At 74.1% G+C, this 22139-nt stretch carries 10 protein-coding genes and 18 pseudogenes; all 28 read right to left on the bottom strand.

Features of this window, described 5'->3' with window-relative positions:
* Positions 1–1023, bottom strand: a 1023-nt coding sequence (locus UK94_RS09375) for a biotin carboxylase N-terminal domain-containing protein (RefSeq protein ID WP_235487189.1), incomplete at its 3' end; no start/stop codon positions are given.
* Entirely contained in the window at positions 1023–1694 is a 672-nt protein-coding gene (locus tag UK94_RS09370) for a biotin/lipoyl-containing protein (protein ID WP_055749501.1), read from the bottom strand. The genes UK94_RS09375 and UK94_RS09370, both read right to left, overlap by 1 nt.
* Positions 1691–3520 carry an acetyl-CoA carboxylase, carboxyltransferase subunit beta gene (gene accD, locus UK94_RS09365; protein WP_055749500.1) on the bottom strand — a complete coding sequence of 610 codons (1830 nt, stop codon included), beginning with the start codon at positions 3518–3520 and terminating at the stop codon, positions 1691–1693. The genes UK94_RS09370 and accD overlap by 4 nt, the downstream gene beginning before the upstream one ends.
* Positions 3517–3976 (bottom strand): annotated as a pseudogene (locus UK94_RS45610) (2-nitropropane dioxygenase); the annotation flags it as partial. The pseudogene UK94_RS45610 and the gene accD, both read right to left, overlap by 4 nt.
* Position 3977: 1 nt before the next feature.
* Positions 3978–4259, bottom strand: a pseudogene (locus UK94_RS45605) (2-nitropropane dioxygenase); the annotation flags it as partial.
* A gap of 1 nt (position 4260) precedes the next feature.
* A pseudogene (locus UK94_RS45600) lies at positions 4261–4965 on the bottom strand (2-nitropropane dioxygenase); the annotation flags it as partial.
* 188 nt (positions 4966–5153) lie between these two features.
* Positions 5154–5656 (bottom strand): annotated as a pseudogene (locus UK94_RS45595) (beta-ketoacyl synthase); the annotation flags it as partial.
* A 1-nt stretch (position 5657) separates the two neighbouring features.
* Positions 5658–7340, bottom strand: a 1683-nt coding sequence (locus UK94_RS09355; protein ID WP_235487187.1) for a beta-ketoacyl synthase, incomplete at its 3' end; no start/stop codon positions are given.
* Positions 7337–8684: pseudogene (locus UK94_RS45590) on the bottom strand (polyketide synthase dehydratase domain-containing protein); the annotation flags it as partial. The gene UK94_RS09355 and the pseudogene UK94_RS45590, both read right to left, overlap by 4 nt.
* Before the next feature lies 1 nt (position 8685).
* The coding region (locus tag UK94_RS45585; RefSeq protein ID WP_268761278.1) for a KR domain-containing protein at positions 8686–10231 on the bottom strand (1546 nt) is incomplete at its 3' end.
* A gap of 237 nt (positions 10232–10468) precedes the next feature.
* On the bottom strand, positions 10469–12376 hold a 1908-nt coding region (locus UK94_RS45580), incomplete at its 3' end, for an acyltransferase domain-containing protein (RefSeq protein ID WP_268761277.1).
* A gap of 272 nt (positions 12377–12648) precedes the next feature.
* Positions 12649–13272 (bottom strand): annotated as a pseudogene (locus UK94_RS45575) (6-deoxyerythronolide-B synthase); the annotation flags it as partial.
* A 1-nt stretch (position 13273) separates the two neighbouring features.
* On the bottom strand, positions 13274–14122 hold an 849-nt coding region (locus tag UK94_RS45570; protein ID WP_268761265.1), incomplete at its 3' end, for a beta-ketoacyl synthase N-terminal-like domain-containing protein.
* Between the two features lie 52 nt (positions 14123–14174).
* Positions 14175–14768, bottom strand: a 594-nt coding sequence (locus UK94_RS09345; RefSeq protein ID WP_235487185.1) for an SGNH/GDSL hydrolase family protein, incomplete at its 3' end; no start/stop codon positions are given.
* 71 nt (positions 14769–14839) lie between these two features.
* Positions 14840–15660: pseudogene (locus tag UK94_RS09340) on the bottom strand (FAD-dependent monooxygenase); the annotation flags it as partial.
* A gap of 1 nt (position 15661) precedes the next feature.
* On the bottom strand, positions 15662–16075 hold a 414-nt coding region (locus UK94_RS45565; RefSeq protein ID WP_235487183.1), incomplete at its 3' end, for an FAD-dependent monooxygenase.
* A 505-nt stretch (positions 16076–16580) separates the two neighbouring features.
* Positions 16581–17841 (bottom strand): annotated as a pseudogene (locus tag UK94_RS09335) (AMP-binding protein); the annotation flags it as partial.
* Position 17842: 1 nt separating this feature from the next.
* Positions 17843–18025 (bottom strand): annotated as a pseudogene (locus UK94_RS45555) (long-chain fatty acid--CoA ligase); the annotation flags it as partial.
* A gap of 135 nt (positions 18026–18160) precedes the next feature.
* Positions 18161–18693, bottom strand: a pseudogene (locus tag UK94_RS45550) (LysR family substrate-binding domain-containing protein); the annotation flags it as partial.
* A gap of 1 nt (position 18694) precedes the next feature.
* Positions 18695–18805, bottom strand: a pseudogene (locus tag UK94_RS45545) (LysR family transcriptional regulator); the annotation flags it as partial.
* A 1-nt stretch (position 18806) separates the two neighbouring features.
* A partial coding sequence (locus UK94_RS45540; protein ID WP_235487182.1) for a LysR family transcriptional regulator occupies positions 18807–19102 on the bottom strand: 296 nt, incomplete at its 3' end.
* Between the two features lie 149 nt (positions 19103–19251).
* Positions 19252–19754, bottom strand: a pseudogene (locus UK94_RS45535) (cytochrome P450); the annotation flags it as partial.
* 1 nt (position 19755) lies between these two features.
* A pseudogene (locus tag UK94_RS73250) lies at positions 19756–19923 on the bottom strand (cytochrome P450); the annotation flags it as partial.
* Positions 19924–20572: 649 nt separating this feature from the next.
* Positions 20573–20752 (bottom strand): annotated as a pseudogene (locus UK94_RS45525) (acyl-ACP desaturase); the annotation flags it as partial.
* A 1-nt stretch (position 20753) separates the two neighbouring features.
* Positions 20754–21065: pseudogene (locus UK94_RS45520) on the bottom strand (acyl-ACP desaturase); the annotation flags it as partial.
* Between the two features lies 1 nt (position 21066).
* Positions 21067–21311: pseudogene (locus UK94_RS45515) on the bottom strand (acyl-ACP desaturase); the annotation flags it as partial.
* A 1-nt stretch (position 21312) separates the two neighbouring features.
* Positions 21313–21484: pseudogene (locus UK94_RS45510) on the bottom strand (acyl-ACP desaturase); the annotation flags it as partial.
* A 26-nt stretch (positions 21485–21510) separates the two neighbouring features.
* Positions 21511–22138, bottom strand: a pseudogene (locus UK94_RS09315) (class I SAM-dependent methyltransferase); the annotation flags it as partial.
* Position 22139: the final 1 nt, after the last annotated feature.

The raw sequence follows: 22139 nt of genomic DNA, 5'->3' as shown, positions 1-22139 counted from the left end.
GTTCACCCGGCACTCGATCGCCACGCCGCGGGCGGTGACGGCGGACTGGGTGTAGCCGAGCTCCTCGCCCGCCGCGACCCGGAGCTGCTCCGCGACCAGGTCGAGGCCGGTGACCATCTCGGTGACCGGATGCTCGACCTGCAGCCGGCAGTTGACCTCCATGAAGTAGTAGGCCCCGCGCGCCGGGTCGTAGAGGAACTCCACGGTGCCGGCGCCGACGTAGCCGGCGGCGAGCACCGCGCGCACCGCCGCCTCCCCCAGCTCGGCGACGCCGTCGGGGTCCACCCCGGGCGCCGGGGACTCCTCGACGAGCTTCTGGTGGCGCCGCTGCAGCGAGCAGTCGCGGGCACCCAGGTGGACGCCGTTGCCATAGCTGTCGCACAGCACCTGGATCTCGACGTGGCGGGCGGATTCGAGGTAGCGCTCCAGGTAGAGCCGGCCGTCGCCGAACACCGCCAGCGCCGCCGCCCGGGTCTCGGCGTAGGCGGCGGGCAGGTCCGCGCGGTCGTGGACGACGCGCATGCCACGACCGCCGCCGCCGGCGACGGCCTTGAGGATCAGCGGGTAGCCGATGTCGCCGGCGAGCGCGAGGGCGGCGTCCGGGCCGTCGAGGGCATCGCGGCTGCCCGGCAGCAGCGGCAGGCCGGCGTCGCGCATGATCCCTCGGGCGACGGCCTTGTCCCCCAGTCGGGCCATGACGTCGGCCGGCGGCCCGATGAAGACGATCCCCTCGTCCTCGCAGACCTCGGCGAACTCCGGGTTCTCCGACAGGAAGCCGTAGCCCGGATGGATGGCCTCGGCGCCGCGGGTCCGGGCGGCCTCCACCACTGCCGGGATGTTGAGGTAGCTGCGCTTCGCCGGACCGGGGCCGACCTGCACCGACTCGTCGGCCAGCCGGACGGCCGCGGAGTCCCGGTCGGCGGCCGAGTGCGCGACGATCGTGCGGATGCCGAGCTCGCGGCAGGTACGCACGACCCGCAGCGCGATCTCGCCCCGGTTGGCCACCAGCACGCTCGTGAACATCAACGGCTCCCGTTCGGGGCCTGGTCCAGCGGCGCGAGCAGGAACAGCGGCTGCCCGTGCTCGATGGCGGTGGCGTCCTCCACGAGGATCCGCAGGACCCGCCCGGCCCGCTCCGCCTCGATCGGGATCATCAGTTTCATCGCCTCGACGATCGCGACCTGCTGACCGGCCCGCACCGCGTCGCCCTCGGCGACGAACGGCGGCTTGCCGGGTTCCGGCGCGCGGTAGAACATGCCGACCGACGGGGAGCCCAGCGGGAACGTCCCGGCCTCCTCGGGCGCCGCCAGCTCACTGGGCTGCGCAGCCACGGCCGGGGCGGCGGGCACCGCCGCCTGGGCGGCAGGCACCGCCGCGGGTGCTGCCGGTGCCACGGGGGCGGAGGGCGCGGCCCAGCGGGTCCGCGCGGACGGGACCGGTGCTTCCACGAACCCCGCGCCCGTGCTCGTCCAGCCCATCTCGACGCTGACGTTGCCGGCCGACACGCGCACGTGGCTCGGCGCGACCCGTGCCCGCACGGCCAGCTCCAGCACGTGGGCGCCAAGCACCGCGACCACGGCGTCCACGGCCGGTGCGGGCACCCTGCCGTCGCCGTTGTCCAGGTCGACGTCGCCGGTCGTTCCCGTTACCTGGTCGATCGCCGTCGGGTCGATCGCCGTCGAGTCGGTCGTCATCGGGTGGCCTCCACGCTCCGGTCGGTCTGGGACTCGTGCGCGTCGTCGCTCGCTGCCGGTGCCGTCGCCGGTGCCGGAGTCGCGACGCCGAACTGGCGGAACCGGGCGCGTCGGCGCGTCACCAGGTTCATCTGGTCCAGCGGCAGCAGGTCGGCGAGCGCGCCGCGCAGCGCCTCCCGCAGGCGGGCGGCGGTTCCGGCCGGGTCGGCGTCGGCGCCGCCGTCGGGTTCGGGGATGACGCCGTCGACGACGCCGAGGCGCAGCAGCTCGCGGGCGTCGACCCGCAGGGCGGCGGCGGCGGTCGGCGCGGCCGCCGGGTTCTTCCAGAGGATTGCCGCGCAGCCCTCTGCGCTGATCACCGAGTAGACGGCGTTCGCGCACATCAGGACACGGTCGGCGAACGCCAGCGCGAGCGCGCCGCCGCTGCCGCCCTCGCCGGTGACGACGGCGACGACCGGCACGGGCAGACCGGCCATCAGCCGCAGGTTCTCGGCGATCGCGACGGCCTGGGCCTGCTCCTCCGCCTCGACGCCGGGGTAGGCACCGGCGGTGTCGATCAGGGTGATCACCGGCAGCCCGAGCTTGGCGGCCAGCCGCATCACCCGGGCGGACTTGCGGTAGCCGGCCGGGGTGGGCATCCCGAAGTTGCGGTAGCGCAGCTCGTCGGCGGTGTGACCCTTCTGGGTACCGAGGACGGCGACGGGCACCCCGTCGAGCCGGCCCAGGCCCGCGACCAGCGCCGGGCAGTCGGCCGACATCCGGTCGCCGCGCAGCTCGGTGAAGTCCTCAAGGATCATGGCGGCGTAGTCGAGGGTCGTCGGTCGGCCCAGCCGCCGGGCGGCGCGCACACTCTCCCAGGCGTCCCGCCGCGCGAGCTGCTCGGGGTCGGTGACGACCGCGCGGTCCGGGCGCCCCGCCTGGCGGGGGATGCCGTCGGCGCGCCGGCTGGACACCGACAGCAGCCGGGCCAGGTTCGCCCGCAGCTCGCGGCGGGGGCTGATGAGGTCGACGACGCCGTGGGTCAGCAGGAACTCGGCGGTCTGGAAGTCCTCGGGCAGGGTCTGGCGGATGGTCTGCTCGATCACCCGACGCCCGGCGAACCCGAGCCGCGCCCCCGGCTCGGCGATGATCACGTCGGCCAGCGTCGCGAAGGAGGCGGCCACGCCGCCGAAGGTCGGGTCGGTGATCAGCGAGACGGTCAGGATGCCGGCCTCGTCGAGCTGGCCGAGGGCCTGGCTGGTCTTGGCCATCTGCATCAGGGCGATCGCGCCCTCCTGCATCCGCGCCCCGCCGGAGGCGGTGACGGTCAGCAGGGGGGTGCGTTCGCGCAGGGCGAGCTCGGCCCCCCGGGTGAACACCTCGCCGACGGTGGCGCCGAGGCTGCCGCCGAGGAAGCGGAAGTCCATCACGACGACCACGACGGGGTTGCCGTCGATGGTGCCGCGCACGCACGCCGCCGCCTCGTCGAGACCGGTGCTCGCGCGGGCGTCGCGCAGCCGGTCGCGATAGGGGCGGGTGTCGGTGAACTCCAGCGGGTCGCCGTCGATCGCCGGCACGTCGACCGGCCGCGCCGAGTCGGCGTCGAGGAGCAGGTCGAGACGCTGCTGGATGGTCATCGGGGCGTGCCAGGAGCAGTCGGCGCAGACCCGCCCCTCGCGGGCGAACCGCCGCTCGTAGAGCATCGTGCCGCAGCCACCGCAGAGCAGCCAGGACGATCCCGGGCTCCGCCGGGGGGTGGGCTCGATCGCTGTGGCCGTGATCCCGGTGGCCTCGATCCCGGTGGCCTCGATCGCGGTGGCCTCGAGCGCTGTGGCCTCGAGCGTCATGATTGGCTGCCTCTCGTGACGGCTGGGTCGTTCTGCGGTGGGGCGGGCAGGTACGCCGCGGCGGCGGCGGGCAGGCGCAGCCCGGCCGCGCGCAGCGCCGCGACACGGTCGGCGTAGGCCGCCCCCCGCATCAGGTGACCGGCCAGGTCGGCGACCCGGCGGTTGCCCACCTGGGCCAGGTAGGTGCCGGCGACCCAGCCGTTGAAGGCGCCCATCGCCGGCCCGCACCACACCTGGTAGTCGGGGGCGCGCTCGGCGTCCCCGGCGATGCTCCATCCCGAGGAACGCCCCAGGTACCAGCGGAACACCAGCGCCATCCGTCGCCGGGGGTCGTCGGCGGCGCGGGTGATCTGGTCCGGGTCGCGTTCGGAGAAGTACCGCACGCAGTCCTGCCAGACGTCGTCGAGCGAGCGGCGGAACACCCGGGTCTCCAGGGTGGCCCGGACGTCGCCGGGCNGCGCGTCGACGCCGTCGTAGGTGCGGTAGAGCTCGTAGAGCTGACGCGCCCGGCCGGGGAACAGGGTGCCGCGGCGCAGCACCTGGACCTCCACGCCGAGCTCGAACATGTCCGCCGACGGCGCCATCACCGTGTCCGCGACGCCGGTCGCGGCCAGCAGCCGCTTCGTGGTGTCGGACTGGTCGGCCTCGACGGAGCTCTGGTTGATCGAGCCGGTGACGACGTAGGCGGCGCCGAGGGCGAACGCCGCCGCCGCGGCGGCCGGCGTGCCGATGCCCCCGGNCGCGCCGACCCGCACGGGCGCGGCGTAGCCCTGTTCGCGCCGGATCCGCTCGGCGAGCGCGAGCAGCTCCGGCAGCAGCACCAGCAGCGGCCGGCGGTCGGTGTGGCCGCCGGAGTCCGCCTCGGCGGTGAGGTCGTCGGCGAGCGGCACCTCGCGGGCGAGCTCGGCCTGCTCGGCGGTGACGTCGCCGGTCTCGACGAGCCGGCGGACCAGCTCGGGCGGCGCCGGGCGCAGGAACCGCTCGGCGACCTCGGCGCGCGACACCTTGCCGATCACCCGGTGGGCGGCCTCGACCCGGCCGGACCGGTCGCGGCGCAGGCCGGCGAGCCGGTAGCGGACGAGCTGCGCGGTGGGCTCGACGAACGCCGACGCCTCGACGCACCCCACCCGGTGCCGCAGGCAGGCGTCGACGATGGCCGCCTCCAGCGCCGCCTCGCTCGGGCTGTGGATGAGGTTGCAGGCGAAGGGGCTGGCGGGCGCGTCCCGGCCGATCGCGGCGAGCGCGGCGTCGACGCGGGCCGGCAGCACCCCGGCGGCGCCGAACGAGGCGAGGTAGCCCTCGCGGGCGAGCGCGGCGACCATGCTCGCCGAGGCGATGCCGTTGGCCATCGCCCCGGCCATGTAGGCGTAGCGGACGCCGTGGGCGCGGCGGAACTCCGGGTCGCCGAGCGCGTGCGCCGGACGCGGCCCGACGGCGGCGAGCACCTGGCCGCCGCCGGCCACGACNCGGCCCACCTGTGTCGCGTCGGTGCTCGTGCGGACCTGCTGGCCGTCGCGCAGGACGTAGCAGGCCAGGTCGAGGGCGAGCAGGTCGCGCTGCACCTGCGCCAGACCGTCGCCCGCGTCGGCCGGCGGCGGTGCCGCGTGCCGGCTCGCCTCGGTGGTCGTGGGCGTCACCATGAGGCGGCTCCGTCCGTGCGCAGTTCGACGGCGACGTCGATGAGTTCGTAGATGCGCAACCCCGGCTTCCAGACGCTCGCGTCGGCGGTGACGCGGACCCGGCCGGGGGCGCGTCGCACCTCCTTGAGGTGCACCTCCAGGCGGGTCTCCCCGTCCGTCGGCAGGAACTGCCCCCGGTACTTCCACGTGAACGGTGCGTCCACCGGCAGCACGAAGGCCGGGTCGACCAGGCCCTCGGCGTGCGGCGAGTCGAGCAGCCACTCCTGCATCGCCTGGATCACCGTCTCCACTCCGAGGGAGCCGGGGATGACCGGGTCGAGGTGGAAATGGCGGGCGAAGAACCAGTCGTTCGGGTCGATCGGGCGCACGGCGTGCAGGTAGCCCTGGCCGTAGCGGCCGCCGCCGTCGACGACGTCGAGGGTGTCCAGCAGGGCGAGGTGGTCACGGGCGACCAGGGGCGCGCCCGGGTCGGCGCGGCGGGCGGCGACGTCGAGGGNGCGGGTCGCCGGCCGCGGCGAGGTCGCCTCCAGCCAGGTCGGCACCGACCGGCCGGCGTCCAGGCCGGTCTGGTTGGCGAGTGCGGCGTCGCTGAAGTAGCCGAACATCGTCTCGCCCTCGTAGAACGGCTCGCCGTCGACGGACAGGGTGTAGGCGAAGCTCTGCAGCGACGAGCCGGGCATGTCGGTGGTGGACAGCAGCGTCGAGTGCTGGCGGATGGTGGCGTCGCGCAGGTCCACCTCGCGCAGCACGCGCGCGGTCCCGCCGAGGTTGCGCAGGCTCACCGAGGCCGCCGGGTCACCGAGCGTCGCCCCCAGGTAGTAGCCGATCATGAGCGCCGCCTGCAGCGACGTCTCCATGTAGACGCAGTTCGGCATCGAGGCGTTCGCCGTGTCGGCGAAGTACCAGGAGTCCGCGGGCGCGTCGTACTCGGTGACGTGCCAGGCGCCGCCGGCCAGCGACGCCGGATCGCCGCGGGTGCCGTGGACCTCCAGCACCCGGTCGACGAGCAGCAGGCCGCCCGACGGCAGCCGGGTGGCCTTGCGGCCGGTGTAGCCGGCGAACTCCGGGCCCAGAGCGATCTCCTGGTCGCCGCGGCAGAAGTGGGCCATGTGGAACTCGCTGAGCATCGCCCGGTCGCCGAAGCGGTTCTTGCGGCCGAGCCAGACCGGCGTCGTCCCGCCCGGCCCGGGTCCTACCGGTCGGCCGGCGCCCTCGCGCAGGCCGACGGTGACGTCGGTGACGCGGGCGAGCACCTGGTCGCCGCCGACCGCGCGGATCTCGGCGTCGGCGCGCAGCGCGGGCCGCGGCACCAGATCGACGTCGGTCACCTCGAGGACCAGTTCGAGCTCGCCCGAGCCGATGCCGCCCGGGTCGACCTGCAGGCCGGGTGCGGCGCCGTCGACGAAGTGGGCGTCGAGCAGAACCAGGTGCAGGCCGACGTACACCGCGAACAGGCGGGCGGCCTGAGCCGCGGCCTCGACCAGGCCCTCGCCGTGCGGCGCGGGGCCGACGAGCCGGGCGCGGACCAGGCCCCGCCCGGGGCGTCCGCCGCGCAGCTCGATCGCGTCGACGGCGGCCAGCAGCAGCCCGCCGTCGGCGGCGAGGCGCACCGAGCGGTCGTGGCCGTCCTGGTCGTAGGGCGGGCCGAGGACGTCGGCGATGGCGCCCCGGGCCAACCGGTCGAGGTCGGCGGCGCCCAACGTCCGCACGGCGCTGCGGGCCAACGGCTTGAACGACGCCTCGGTCGTCACCCGGGGCCACACCGGGGCCGGGGGCAGTCCGACGGGCACCGCTGGGACCGGCGGAAGGGCGCCGGCCGCCGGAAGGGCAGGGGCCGCCGGGAGGGCAGGGGCCGCCGGGAGGGCGGCGCGCCCGACCGGACGTGCCGGGCCGCCGTCGAGCCCGGCCAGCACGCGCAGCTGCAGGGCGGCCTGGGCCCGCAGGGCACTCGCATGCGCCGCGGCGGTCGTCGCCCGCAGGTGCCGGATCAGCTCGGTGGGGTTGGTCCTGGTGGGGTTGGTCTCGGTGGGGTTGATCTCGGTGGAGCTGGTGTCGGCGGGGGACGGGGCGGTCGGGGACGGAGGCGGGGAAGCGGGAACCGGGGCGGGTGCGGCGAAGGCCAGCGGGTCGAACGCTTCGCCGACGAAGTCGAGGCGCTGGGCCTGGTCGACCACGGTCATGACGGGACGTCCTCGTTGTCGGTCGGGGTGGGGTCCGCGGTCGGGGTGGGGTCCGCGACGGGGGTCTGCTGCCAGGCCTGGACGGCCTCGGCGAACTTTGCGGCCATGCCGGGCGTCGCGGCGACCGTGACGTCGGCGAACCGCACCAGGACGGCGCCGTCCGGGGTGCAGGCGGTGGCGGTCACGGTCGCCGTGCCACCGCCGGCGTCCACCCGCGCCCCGTCCAGTACGAGGACGAAGGGCGCGGCGTCGGGCAGGGGATGGAAGTACTCGGCGCGGCCGATACCCAGCGGCAGGCAGGCCTGGCCGAGCAGGGCCCTGCCGAGCACCGGCGGTCCCTGCAGGAGCACGTCGGCGAGGACCGGGCTGTGCAGCGCGCCCCCGAACGCGGCGCGCAGGTCCTGGTCGTCGTCGAGCTGGCATTCGAGGACCAGCCGGTCGGCGCCGCGGGCCAGCACCCGGCGCATGCCCTGCAGGCGCGGGGCGTGGAACTGGGTGCCCTCGGTGTAGATGGCCAGGGCGTCGGGCGGGCCCTCCCCCAGCCGGTAGCCGGGCCAGCCGGGTACCGCGGGGCCGGGTCGGACCGGACTCGGTTCGGCGGCGGCGAGCACGAACGTCGCCGCGTAGTGCGACACGGGCAGCCGGCCGGAGCCGTCGGCGCGGACCGCGACGCGGACCAGCAGCCGGCCCGCGTCACCCGGGACCGCGGGCTCCGCCTCGACCCGCGCGCCGTCGGGTGACGCGCCGTCGAACACGATGCCCTTGTGCACCGCGAAGTCGCGGACCTCGACGACGCGGCGGCCCGGGTGGGACCGTTCGACGATATTGATCATCCAGCCGAGGCCGAACGTCGCCGGGAGCACCCGATGCGCACCGATGCGGTGGGCGGCGATGACGGGGTGGTCGACGATCGGGGTGAGCGGCCGGCGGGCACGCACGGCCGGCCCGCCGGCCGCAGTCGGGTCCGCCAGGGAGCGGCCCGGCCCGACGAGCACGCACACCTCCCCGGCGCGGTCGGGGCGGAACGCGTCGGCGAAGGCGCGGGCACCCGCGTCGGGGGCCAGCAGCTCGACGCCGCGCGCCTGGAACAGCTCCCGCAGGGCGGGGGTCACCATGCCGCCGTCCCAGGCGCCCCAGTCGATGGCGGTGACGTGCCAGTCGGGACGGTCGTGGCGCATCGCCGCGGCCACCCGGCACAGGGCCTCGTTGGCGGCGGCGTAGTCGGCCTGGCCGGGATTGCCGTACAGCCCGGCGACGGAGGTGAACAGGATGAGGTGACGCAGCGGGGCGCCGTCGAGGGCGTCGAGCAGTGCCCGCAGCCCGGTCAGCTTCGGCGCGAACACCNGGGCCACGTCCGCTGCGGTCTTGGCGGGCAGCAGCGCGTCGGCGAGTACCCCCGCACCGTGCACCACCCCGGTGACCTGCCCGCGCACCTCGGCGAGGGCGGCGCGCAGGGCATCGGCGTCGGTCACGTCGACCGCCACGTACTCGGCGCGCCCGCCGGCGGCCGCGATCGCCGCCACCGTCGCGCGGATCTCGCGCTGGGCCAGCAGCCCCTGGTAGATGCGTTCCACCTCGCGTGGGGTGGGGCGGGTACCGTCCGCCCGCAGCCTGGCGATCACGGCGGTCTTGAGCCCGTCGTCGGCGACGCCGGCGGCCCAGTCGGGCTCGTCGGCCAGGGCCGACCGGCCGAGCAGCACGAAGCGGGCGGGGGCGCGCTCGGCGAGGGCGCGCACGCACAGCGCCGTGACGCCGCGGGCCCCACCGGAGACGATGAGGACGTCGTCCGCGCCGACGGTGACCATCTCCGCAGCACCATCGGAGGCGCCGTCGGTGGCGGTGCCGGAGGCGGTGGCGCCGAGGTTCGCGTCGGCCGGGTCGGCCGCCGCGAGGGGGTCGAACAGGCCGGGGACGACGGTCCGGCGCACCGAGGCGGCGTCGATGCCGACCTCGGGGGTGTCTCGGGCGACGTCGTGGAGCTCGGCGTCGAGCAGCTCGGCGACGGTCTCCCCGGCGAGGCCCGGCGCGATGTCGACGGCCCGGCAGAACAGCTCCGGAGTCTCGGCGGCGAGCGTCTTGACGACCCCGCCGACCCCGCCGAGCAGGGACGCGGCCGCGCCGGCCGTGCCATGGTGCCCCAGCCCGCCGTCGAGGCGGGTGAGGGTGACGAACGCGGCGCGGGAGCCGCCCGCGGCGGTCGCCGACAGCGACAGGTGGGCGTGCCGGGCGACCAGGACGGTCTCCGCGAGCACGGCCACGGAATGCTCCCAGTCGCCGCCGTCCCGGTCGGCGTCGTCCCGGTCGGCGTCGTCCCGGTCGGCGCGCGGGGTCAGGACCGTCAGGGCGAGATCTGTCCGCCCCTCGAACGCGGCGGCCAGGGTCCGCTCGACGTCGTCGGAGGTCGGCACGGCCGGGCCGCCGGGGGTGGCGGCGTCGAGGTCGGCCTCTCGCACGGTCCACCCCCGCGTCCGCAGGCCGTCGAGGATCGGTCCCGCACCCGGGTCGCCGCGATGGACGACGACGGCCACCGGGGACTCGGCGTACGGGCGGTCGAGCCGGTCGACTCCGGGCAGGGTCACCAGCCGAACGGTCCGGCGCGGCGCCCCGGCCGGCTCACCGGCTTTTGGGTCGACACCACCTGCCTCCGGGCCGCCGGACGCGGCTGGTGATCCGGATGATCCGGGCGGCGCGGCGGCGACGAAGTCGGCGATCTGGTCCAACGTCCGCAGCTCCGCAAGCTGCTCCGGACCCACCGTCGGCGACTGCGGGAACCGCTCCCGCAACGCCCCCAACACCTGCACCCGCTTGATCGAATCAACCCCGAGATCGGCCTCCAGATCCATCCCGGTATCGATCATGTCCGCCGCATAGCCCGTCTTCTCCGCCACCACCTCGACCAACGCACCCCGCACCGCCTCACGATCAAGGACGCCGGTGCCGGAAGCGTCCGGCGTGGCCGGCTGGGCCGGTATCGGGAGGGGCGCAGGAGCAGGGGCCGCAGTGGCGAGCGGCGACGGAGCATGGACCGGGGGCGCCGTGGGGATGGGCGCCGCGGCGATGGGGGCCGTGGGGAACGGGGCCGTGGGGATGGGGGCTGCAGCGATCGGGGCCACGGTCAGCGCCGCCCNGGTCGTCGGGAACTCGCGGGGAGCGACCGGTGCTGCGCTGGACGAGGCCGGGCTGAGTGAGGCCGGCAGGGCGGGTCGGGGTCCGCCGCCCTGCGCAGGGGCGCCGGGGTCGGCCGTCGCCAGTTCGAGCGCGGCGAGCTGAGCGAGCACCTCGTTGGCACGGGTGTGGGTCTGGCCGATGGCGACGCTCTGGCCGGCCACGGTGGCGACCGCGTCGGTGAACCGCTCGTCGGTCTGGCCGCGGCGCTGGTACTCCTGCAGCGCGCCGACGAGACGGTTGGCCACGTCGAGCTGGCTGTCCAGGTAGACGGCGTGCAGGCTGACCTGCTGAGCGAGGATGTCCGCACTGGCGGACAGGCCGGCTCCCCCGTCGGCCGGGAGGGGTCCCGGGTGATGGGCCGCCACCGGCTCGGGCAGGTAGCCGGCGCCGTTGCGGCCCGCGCCGCCGGTACCGGCGCCGTTGATCCCCGCGCCGTTGACTCCAGCGCCGTTCACGGGTGCGTGCTCGAGCGGGCCGGCGTCGGTCAGGCTGTGGTGCGCGCCGGCACCGTTCACGCCGGCACCATGAGTCCCGGCGCCGTTGATGCCGGCACCGTTGAGGCCGGCACCGTTGATGCCGGCACCGTCCACACCTGCGCCGTTCACCCCAGCGCCTGTCAGCTCGGCGCCGGTCGCGCCGGTGGGGACGTGTTCCACCGTGGTCACCTCGGACGTGGACTCGGCCCGGGGGGCGGGCAGGGCGGGCGCGGCGGGGGCGCCCGCGGCGGTGATGCGGTAGCCGTCGTCGAGGGCCGCGGCGTAGGCCGCCCGGCGCGCGGGCGGGGTGTACTCGGGCGCGGACAGGGTCACCGTCGGGCCCTTGGCGGGGATCGCCTCGAACGGGTCGGCCTGGTGGCGGTTGATGCCGGCGAGCTCGACGCCGAGCACGGCGAGCTGGACGGCGGCCTGCTTCAGCGCGACGTCGGAGTTGCCGAGAGGGCCGGCGTCGGTGGGGATCGCCACCACGTCGGCGTCGGGGAGGATCTGGCGGACGAGCCGGGTCAGCACCTGCTTCGGGCCGAACTCGACGAAGACGTCGCAGCCGGCGGCGTGCGCGGCGCGGACCGCGTCGACGAACTCCACCGGCTCGAGGAGCTGGCGGGCGAGCACGGCGGCGTTGGCGGCGGCGTCCGCGCCGTAGGTCGCGCCGCGGGTGTTGGAGTAGACGGCGGCGGCCGGCTCGCCGATCCCGACCGTGCTCAGCGCCGCGGCGAAGCGATCGACGGCGTGGGCGACGTAGCGGGTGTGGAAGGCGGCGGACACCGGCAGCGGGCGGGCGTCGAGGCCCTCGTCGGCGCAGCGGCGGACGAAGGCGGCGACCGCCTCGGTCGGCCCGCCGACGACGACCTGCTCCGGGGCGTTGTGGTTGCAGATGACGAGGTCGGGGTGCTCGGCCAGCATCGCCGTGACTCGGTCGCGGTCGGCGGGGACGGCGGCCATGGTGCCCCGGTCGCCGCCGGCGTCGCCCGCGGGGGGCGCCATGGCGAGGCCACGCTCGCGGGCGAGACGGAAGTAGCCGGCGGCGTCGAGGGCACCGGCGGCGTGCAGCGCGGTGAGCTCACCGAAGCTGTGGCCCAGGTAGCCGGCCGGTCGCAGGCCGAGGTCGCGCAGGTAGCGCAGCTGGCCGACCGAGAGCGCGCCGATCGCCGGCTGAGCGTGTTCGGTGGCGCGCAGGGCGGTCTCCTGCCCCTGGCGCAGCTCGGCCTCGAACACCGGCGGCGGGAACACGATCGGCGCGAGGCGCCGCTCGGCGCCGTCGAACGCGGCGTTGGCCTCGTCGAAGGCGGCGCCGACCGGCGGGACACCGATCGCGGCGTCGAGACCCATGTCGAGGTACTGGCTGCCCTGCCCGGCGAACAGGCCGGCCACGGTGACGCCTCGCCGGGCCGTGCGGCGGAAGTGCACGCCGCGGGGATGCGACCACTCGGTCGCGTCCGGGGCCCGCTCGAGCTGGGCGAGCGCCAGCGCGCGCAGCTCCTCGACGCCCTCGTCGTCGACGGCGACGAAGCCGACGCGGGCGGCGTCGGCCGGAATCGGCCCGTCGCCGCCGGGTGCGCCCGAGCGCAGCAGTTCCACCAGCGCGGCGACGTCCGGGGCGTGCCACAGGTGGGCGCGGGCCGTGCGGTGCAGCACCTGCACGNCCGAGCGGTCGCCCGAGTATTCCTCGAGGACCACGTGGAAGTTCGTCCCGCCGAAGCCCATCGCGGACGCCGCGGCCCGGCGCGCCGGGCGGTGCGGGTCGCGGATCCACGGCCGGTTCGCGACGTTGACGTAGAAGGGGGCGTCGGTGAAGTCGACGGCGCTGTTCGGCCGCTCGACGTTGATCGTCGGCGGCAGCACCTTGTGGTAGAGGCCGAGGGCGAGCTTGATCAGGCTGGCGGTGCCGGCGGCGCCCTTGGTGTGCCCGATCTGGGACTTGACGCTGCCCAGCGCCGCGTAGTTGCGCTCGTCACCGGCGTCGCGCAGCAGGCCGCCGAGCGCGGTGAGCTCCGTGCGGTCGCCGACCGCGGTGCCGGTGGCGTGGGCCTCGAACAGTTCCACCGACGCCGGCGAGCAGTCCGCGTCGTGGTAGGCACGGTCCAGCGCCACGCGCTGCCCCTCGGCGCGGGGAGCGTAGATGCTCTTGGACCGGCCGTCGCTGGACGAGCCGATCCCACGGATCACGGCGTAGATGCGGTTGCCGTCGCGACGGGCGTCGGCGAGGCGGCGCAGCGCCAGCATGCCGATGCCCTCGCCGAGCAGGGTGCCGTCGGCGTCGTCGGAGANGGGGCTGATCGTGCCGCTCTTGGACAGCGCCTGGACCTTCGAGAAGCACATGTAGATGAAGATCGTGTTCTCGGTGTCGACGCCGCCGGTGATCATCGTGTCGGCGCGGCCGTCGACCAGCTCCGCCACGGCGAGGCGGACCGCGGACAGCGACGCCGCGCAGGCCGCGTCGACCGTCGTGTTCATCCCACCGAGGCCGAGCCGGTTGGCGACCCGGCCGGCCACCACGTTCGCGAGCAGACCCGGGAAGGAGTTCTCCTCCCAGGGTGCGTAGGCCTCCACGTACTTGCGGCTGATCGCGTCGGCGTCGGCCTCGCTCAGCCCGCAGCTGCGCACCGCCGCGCGCAGCACCGGCGTGGACAGCCGGGCCGCGAGCGGGTGCATGAGCGGGACCGGGCCGGTCGTGCCGAGCACGACGCCGGTGCGGCCCGAGTCGTACCAGTCCGCGTCCACCCCCGCGGCGTCGCGGGCGCCGGCGTCGCGCAGCAGGTCACGGGCGACGCCGAGGCTGAGGGTCTGCATCGTGCTGGTGACCTCGAGCTGGTTCGGCGGCAGGCCGAACTCCAGCGGGCTGAACTCGACGTCCGGGATGAAGGCGCCGCGCCGCGAGTAGGTCTTGTCCGGCGAGGCGGGGTCGCTGTCGTAGTAGTCGTTCAGATCCCACCGCGAGGAGGGCACCTCGGTCGTGCAGTCCACGCCGTCGACGACGTTCTGCCAGTACTCGCGGTGGTTGCGGGCCATCGGGAACAGGCCCGACATGCCGACAATCGCGATCGGGGTCCGGGCGAGCCGACGGTCGTCGAAACCGTCGGGCTCGGACGGGCTCAGGGGGAGCGCTGGCTGGGTCACGATCTTCCCTTCTCTGCCGGGCGACGCCGGCGGGCGGTGCGGCTCAGGCAGNCGTCAGCCAGGACGTGCGCTCGACGAGGTCCGCCATCTGCTCGGCGAACAGGCGATGTCCCTCGGCGTTCGGGTGCAGGCCGTCGGGGCTCCACAGCCGCCGCCCGGCCCAGTCGGCGTGGACGGCGATGTCCAGGCGCAGCGTCCCGGTCGCCGCGCACACCTCGGCGAGGACGGTGTTCGCAAACACGAACCGTTCGCGCAGCAGGCCGCGGAACTCCTCCGGCAGCGGCAGGTTCGCGGGGATGTCGGGGTAGCTGGCGGTGAACACCGTGGTGTCCAGGCCCGCCAGCGACCGGAAGATCGTGTCGAGGTTGCGGGCGAACCGGTCGGGGTCGAAGTCCTGGACGAGGTCGTTGACGCCGACCACCACGCCGATCAGCGGCGACTTGCGGGCCAGGGCCGGGCGCAACTGCCGGTCGACGACCTGTTGCGTGGTCGTCTGGTAGGCGCCGAGGTTGCGGACCTCGCGGGCGGGCACGCCCATCCGGCGGGCGAACCGGCTGGCCCAGCCGATGTAGGAACCGTCGGCGGCGACGTCACCGCGACCCTCGACGAAGCTGTCGCCGAGGGCCGTGAACCTGACTGCGGGCATCTGCGGGCCCTTCCCTTTCGTGCCTTTCGTGGCGGTCGGCGCGCAGGTGGCGCGCGGCAGAACGGCGGCTGTCAGGATCGGGTGACAATCCTTCGGTCGGCCGGCATGTTGACGTCCTCGTAGAGCCGCTCGAGGTTCGCCGGGGCGAAGAACTCCTCGCCGGGAATTCCGCCGGCGATGAGGCCGAAGAACTTCGTCGTGTATTCCGGGCTCATGCTGGTGGCGCGGAACACGGAGTCGTAGTAGGGGGTGAGGCTGAGTTCCGCGAGGCTGCAGGTGAGTTCGAAGGTGCCGTTGCTCTCGGCGTCACGGATCTTCGTGTACTCCTCGACCGCCTCGTCGGTCGGGCGCGAACCGGAGAGGCCCTCGTGCAGCTTCTCGGCGAGCACCTCGGAGTACTTCAGCGCGTCGGTGATACCCCAGCCGGTGAACGGGTCCTTGTGGTATCCGGCGTCGCCGACGAGCGCCCAGCCGGGGCCGGCGGAACGGCGGTAGAAGTTGTCCGGGTAGGCCATGGCGCGGAAGTTCTCCGCCCGCTTTCCGTTGGCGCGCAGGTCCTCGCCGAGTTCGGGCACGACCTGGTCGATGATCTCGTGGAAGCTGCCCTCGACGTCCGCCCGGAACTCCCGCATCCGCTCCTTGCGGCGCATGACGGCGACGAGGTGCTGACCGTGGTGCGTCGGCCACGCGCCGAGCTGCTGCTGACCGAAGCCGGTGCGGTGCTGGAAGGTCCAGTCCAGCCCGTCGTAGTACGAGTAGTACACGAAGCACGCCGCGGGGACGGACCGGTAGATCTCGGCCCCGACCAGGCCCGCCACGGTGGAGTTGCGGCCGTCGGCACCGACGACGAACCGGGCGGTGAACTCGCGTTCCGGGCCGTCGCCGATCCGTCNGCGCACGCCGGCGGCGCGCCCGTCGGCGAAGATCACGTCGGTGACGGTGAAGCCCTCGACGACCTCGGCACCGGCCTTGCGCGCCTCGTCGACGAGGATCTCGTCGAGGATCGTCCGGCGCGGGGAATACACCTCGGTGATTCCGTCGATCGGGTCCGCGAAACCCTCGAGAAAGATGTCCGTGTAGGAGAACGTCAGGTGCCGCATCGCCGGCGGCTCGGTGGCGACGAGACGGTCCAGAATGCCCCAGTCCTGAAGTCGGGACAGACCGGCCTGATGAATGTAGTGCGTGGAGACGGTGTCACTCGGAAAAGTGGCGCGGTCCACCACGAGCACCTTGTGCCCGCGCCGGGCCAGCAGCATCGCCAGAGGCGATCCGGCGCAGCGTGCGCCCACCACGATGACGTCGTACATGGATTTGTCCTCCCGGTTGTAGGCCGCCGGCGGCCGCCCGGCGGCCGGCAGCGCAGCGTGCGGGCCGGCTACCTTGTCATGGTGCTGACAGGTCAGATCGCTGGTCAACGGACCGGCCGACATCTCATCGGCCGATAAGGCCACTCAATCGAGTGGTGCAGATCACTGGTAAAGAAAGGCGATCGCCTCGGTGAATTCCCGTTCGATGATCGCGCGGCGAAGCTTCATGGAAGGTGTGAGATGTCCGCGTTCGACGGTGAAGTCGCCGTCGAGCACGCGGAACTTTCGGATCGACTCGGCCCGGGAGACGAGGCTGTTGGCGTCGTCGACGGCGAGCTGGAGCTCGGCGAGCAGCCGGGGGTGCTCCCGCCAGTCCTGCCCACCGTCGAGCGGTACGCCGTTCGCCTCCGCCCAGACGGCCAGCGGCGCCGGATCCACGGTGATCAGCGCCGAGACGAACGGGCGGGCCTCCCCGACGACCATGCAGTTGCTGACCAGCCGGTGNAGCCGGACCCGGTCCTCCAGCGGCGTCGGCGCGACGTTCTTGCCGCTGTTGGTCACCAGGATCTCCTTGCGGCGCCCGGTGATGACCAGGTAGCCGTCGGGGTCGAGGTGGCCGACGTCGCCGGTGTGCAGCCAGCGGTCCTCTCCCGGCCCGGTGGCGTCGCGGCCGACGGCGCGCTCACCGGCCGACCAGTAGCCGGGCGAGACGTTGGCGCCCTGGACGAGCACCTCCCCGTCGTCGGCGATCGCGACCGTCGTTCCCGGGATCGGCCGTCCGACGGTCCCGCGCCGGTTGGTGGCCGGGGCGTTCACCGTGACCGCCGTGGCGGCCTCGGTCAGGCCGTAGCAGTTCAGCACGGTGACGCCCGCGCTGGCGAAGAACGCCGCGGTGGTGTCGTCGAGCGAGGCGCCGCCGCAGATCACCTGGGTCAGCCGACCGCCGAACGCCGCGGAGACGTCGTCGGAGGGCAGGTCCCGGACCCGCTTGCGGATCTTCTCCAGCGCGTACGGCACGAGGGCCAGGAACGTCGGGCGGATCCGCGTCATCGCTGGCAGCAGCTCGGGAATCCCGGGGAGCAGGACGGTGCGCGTCCCCGCGTAGAGGCAGGCGAACAAGATCGTCTGGCCGAACACGTGCGACAGCGGCAGGCACAGCGCCGTCGTGGCCTGCGCCGGGGCCAGCGTGCCGTCCTGGGCGCCGTCCTGGGCGCCCCGGGGTCCATCCTGGGGGGCGGTCCGGAACAGCTCGCCGGTCTGCTCCACCGTGCCCGCCGAGGAGGCGAACATGTTGCGGTGGGTGAGCATGCAGCCCTTCGGCAGGCCCGTGGTGCCACTGGTGTAGATGATCATTGCCAGGTCGTCGGCGCGGACCTTGCCGGACCGCTGGACGAACTCCTCGTCGAGCGCGGCGCGGCGCGCCCCGGCGTCGGCGTCGGCGTCGGCGTCGGCCGCAGCATCGGTCGAGCCCGCCGCCGCGGCCACCCAGTCGTCGACCTGCCCCAGGCGCCACGCCGGGCGGCGCAGCTCGGCGGCGCCGGCCTCGCTGACCTGCCGCACCTGCTCGTCGGTCTCGGCGAACGCCCACGCGGCGCCGGAATCGGTCAGGACGTGGCGGACCTGCACCTGCGAGGCCGTCGGGTACACGGGGACGATCACCGCGCCGACGCCGAGGGCGGCGACGCTCAGCAGCACCCAGTGGTAGCCGGTGCGCCCCATGACGGCGACCCGGTCGCCGTGCGCGACCCCGAGGGCCAGCAGCTCGGNCGCCACCGCCCGGGCCTGCTCGGCGAACTCGCCGCTGCTGATCTCGTGGATCGCCTCGCCGGGAAGGTCGGTACGGCCCAGCAGGGGCCGCTCGGGGTGCGCCTGGGCGCCCCGGTCGACCACGGACCAGAGGCCCTGGTCGTCCGGCAGGACGGGACCGCCGGCCGAGGTGGATTTCTGCACTCGTCATCACCTTTCCGCGTGGCGCGGACGCAGCCATCCGCACTCCTGAAGTGCGTTTCAGCTTTTCACGCCCGAGTCTCGGATTATTCCGAGAACGCGGCAAGGCGCTTTCCCTGAATGAACGGTCGGCCTTTCCTATCGCCTCACTCTTGATTCGGCACGTCCGTATGCTGGAACCTGGAACGGCCGGGCGGCCTCGATACAGTCGACAAAGATGTCCACCAGCGGCGCCGAGTTCGCCGCCCGCCAGACCACGTAGAGGTCCAGGGTGGGGACCGGGTCGTAGAGCTGGACGGCGGCCGGCCGCGGGCCCCCGACCGCGGAGCCGATGTGCAGCCCGCGCGACGCCGAGGCGAACCCGACCAGCGGTTTCACCGACACGACGATCGCTGTCGCACTCGGGTCGTCCACCTCGTGGGCGACCGACAGGGTGATGCCGCTGGCCTCGGCGGCCGCCTGGATCGCGTCGTACATCGCCGGGCTCTTCTCCCGGGCGAACAGGACGCACTGTTGGCGGGCAAGTTCCCCGAAGGGAATGCCACCGCGACCCGCCCACGTGTGCCCATGGCCGACGACCGCGACGAGCGGCACCCGGAAAAGCCGCCGGGAGCGGAACTCGGGCGAGGTCGGACGGCCGTAGACGATGGCGATGTCGAGATCGCCGGCGGNGAGCGCGGAAAGCTGTGGACCGGTGCGCTGCTCGACCAGCGTGACGCTGACGTCGGGGTAGTCGGCCGACATCTTCGTGAGTGCGGCCGGGACGACGTGCTGGCCGCCGGGNAAGTTGTACCCGACGCTCACCACCCCGGTCCGGCCGGCCGCGACCTCGCGGGCGGTGTGGGTGGCCTTGCGCATCTGCGAGATGATGGCCCGCGCCTCGGCCTCGAAGGCCTTTCCGGCGGCGGTGAGCCGGACATCATGGGACGTCCGGGCCACCAGCTCGACACCGAGACTTCGTTCCAGTCGTTGTAGTTGTTGACTCAGGGATGGCTGCGAAAGATGTAGTCGAGCGGCAGCGCGGCCGAAATGCAGCTCGTCCGCGATAGCAAGGAATGACACCAGGTGCCGCAACTCCATTGCCACCTCCACAGGGGCGTCGAGCGCAAGCCTAACGGTGCCAGATAACCTCTGGTGAACCGCACCTTCCCGCCGCACGTCACCGGAGTGTCGGACGCCTGACAAGCGGCGTGAGCCCCGTCACACCCGGCTGGGCGGCGCTGCGGGTCTCAGCCGTCGATCCGCACCGGCAGTTCGGCGATGCCCCGCACGACGAGGTTGGGACGGTAGGGCGGCGGGTCGACCAGCGGCGTCAGCCGGGGAGCGCGCCGCGCCAACGTCCGCAGCAGCAGCTCCATCTCCAGGCGCACCATCGGCGCGCCGATGCAGTAGTGGTGCCCGCGGCCGAAGGCGAGGTGGCGGGGCACCGCGGCGCCGCCCGCGTACCGGGCGAGGTCGAGCCGCTCGGGGTCGGCGTAGCGCCCGGCGTCGCGGTTCGCCGACGCGAGCAGGATGATCACCCCGTCGCCGGCGGCGAACTGCTCACCGAGCACCTCGACGTCGCGGGTGGCGACCCGGGTCGTGAGGTGCGAGGGGGTGCAGTAGCGCATCAGCTCGTCCACGGCCGGCGCCGCCAGATCCGGCCGCGCCCGCAGCGCCGCGTACTGGTCGGGGTGACGCATCAGCATCAGGAACGTGCTGGAGATCAGGCTCACCGTCGTCTCGTGGCCGGNGACGAGCAGTACCACCAGGGTCGAGAGCATCTCGTCGGCGGTCAGCCGATCGCCCTCCGCCTCCGCCAGGGCCAGCGCGCTGACAAGGTCGTCGGCCGGGTCGGCACGGCGGCGGGCGACGAGATCGGTGAAGTACTCCCGGAACGCCGCCGCGGACTCGCGCCGCAGGTCGATCTNGGCCTGGGACAGCAGGACGTCGGGGTCCAGGCCGCGGGCGAGCCCGAAGGACATCGACCGCACCGCCGCGTGGTCGGCCACCGGCACGCCCATCAGCTCGGCGATCATCGTCAGCGGCAGCGGGTAGGCGATCGCCTCGACCAGGTCGACCTCGCCCGCGGCGATCGCGGCGTCGACGAGCCCGCCCGCGACCTCGGTGACCCGCGCGCGCAGCGCCTCGATCCGCCGCGCGCTGAACGCCTTGCCGACGAGCCGGCGGATCCGGGTGTGGTCCGGCGGTTCCATCCACAGAAACGACGTCGGCAGGTCCGAGCCGTCGCTGTCGGGATGCATGATCGCGCCTTCCTCGGCGTGGCTCCACGCCGAGTCGGCCAGGATCGCCTCGACCTCCCGGTAGCGGGTCACCAGCCGCAGGCCCAGCGGGCCGGGNGCGAACGGGCCGGCCTCGCGCAGAACCTGGTAGTTCGGGAACGTGTCGTGATGCCAGGCGGGGTCGAAGATGTTCAGCGCCGCCTGGTCGACGGTGAGAGCCGCCGNCGGGGTCAGGGCCGTCGCGGGACCGGCGGCCAGGACGGAGGACGTGTCGGTGCCGAGGTCCACGGCGGGCTCCTGGAGTGGGGGCGGGCGGTTGGGCACCGCGCTACCGCGGCGCGGGGGTCGGGTCCGTCGCGCGGCAGGCCCGCACGAAGCTGGCCAGTTCGTCGACGCGGTCGGACGGCGCGTCCACCGCGCGGCGCACGACCCGGACGAGGTGCTCGTAGGCCTCGGTGTGGTCGTAGTGGGCGGTGTCGGCGATCCGCAGCGCCCAGCGCCAGTAGCCNCGCAGCGTGTCCGCCAGCGGCATCCGGAACTGCGCGATGGCCTCCCTGATCGGTTCGACGACGGCGTCGCCGTAGCGGCGCAGGTAGAGGTCGACCATGTCGGCCATGAACGTGAAGTGGCGGGCCTCGTCGCGGCTGAGTCGGCCCAGCACCTCGGCGAGCACCGGGTCGCCGACGACGGCCCGCAGGTTCTGGTAGTAGATCTGGGTGGCCTTCTCCTGCACGAGCGTGTAGGCGAACAGCGCGGCCGGATGCTCGTGGGGCAGCGCGAACTGCTTGCGCCCCTCCTCGGCGAGCTCGCGGCGCAGCGCCNCCGGCTGCGCGATGCCCGACTCCACCTGGTAGCGGAACAGGGCGCGGGCGTGGCTGTCCTCCTCCTGCGCCCAGCGCACCGTGAAGTGGTAGATCTCGCGGTTGAGCAGGAACGTCTCGACGTCGACGTCGCTGTCGAGCGGGAACCGGCTGCCGTAGAGGGCGAAGTAGCCCGGCAGGTGGTCCTCGATGAACGTGATGAACCGGACGGCGGAACGTTGCCCCTCGGTGAGCCGGTCGGCGTCGNCCGCCGCCCAGTCGAAGGCGGTCTCGACGTCCCACCGGCGGGTCACCGGGGAGGCGGTCATGAAGGCGGTGACCGCCCGGTCGAGGTCCTCGGCGGGCAGCCCGACCGACCGGGCCGGGATTGTCGGGATCGTCGTGGCGCTCGGGGTGGACGGCTCGGTCGTGGTCGTCATCGTTCCTCCGGTCAGCGTTCCTCCGGTCAGCGGGCGTTGCGGCAGACCAGCGCGTAGTGCTTGGTCGTGAAGCCCCATCCGGCGTTCGCGACCTCCAGGTAGCGGGTCAGCTCCGCCGCCGTGCCCGGGCGCAGGTCGTCGATCGCCGCCGCGCCGGCGGCGACGCGGGCCAGCCAGTCGTCGATCGTGCGGCGGTAGTCGTCGGTGAGGTCGTCGACGCTCGTCACCGAGAAGCCGGCGTCCTCGACGGCGCGGACGAGTTCCGACAGCGGCCGCATGTCGCCCCAGCCGAAGATGGAGTTGCGGACGAACTCGGTGCCGGCGCGGCGATCGAACTCGTCGCGCGCCGCGGCGTTGCGAAAGCAGCTCTCCGACACGTAGAAGTGGCCGCCGCGGCGCAGCATGGACCGGGCGCGACGCACCGCCCCGTCGACGTCGGGCATGTGGACGATCGAGCCGAGCATGGTGACCGCGTCGAACGAGCGCGCCGGGAGCTCGACGTCGGCGAACTTCCCGACACGGGTGGAGACGAGGTCGGTCAGGCCCAGCTCCGCGGCGCGGCCTGCGATGAACTCGTGCTGGCGTCCGGCCGGGCTGACCCCGGTGACCTCGGCGCGGTACTCCCGCGCCATGAACAGGATCAGCGACCCCCAGN

The organism is Frankia sp. AvcI1 (assembly GCF_001420875.1).
GTDB classification, from domain to species: domain Bacteria; phylum Actinomycetota; class Actinomycetes; order Frankiales; family Frankiaceae; genus Frankia; species Frankia alni.
The sequence above is the reverse complement of the archived record's forward strand: the minus strand, read 5'-3'. Positions and strand labels throughout refer to the sequence as shown.

What these genes read in the sequence shown, in the direction of transcription:
- UK94_RS09370 (WP_055749501.1), bottom strand. Translation starts at nt 1,694, where the DNA reads ATGACGACCGACTCGACGGCGATCGACCCGACGGCGATCGACCAGGTA.
- accD (WP_055749500.1), bottom strand. Translation starts at nt 3,520, where the DNA reads ATGACGCTCGAGGCCACAGCGCTCGAGGCCACCGCGATCGAGGCCACC.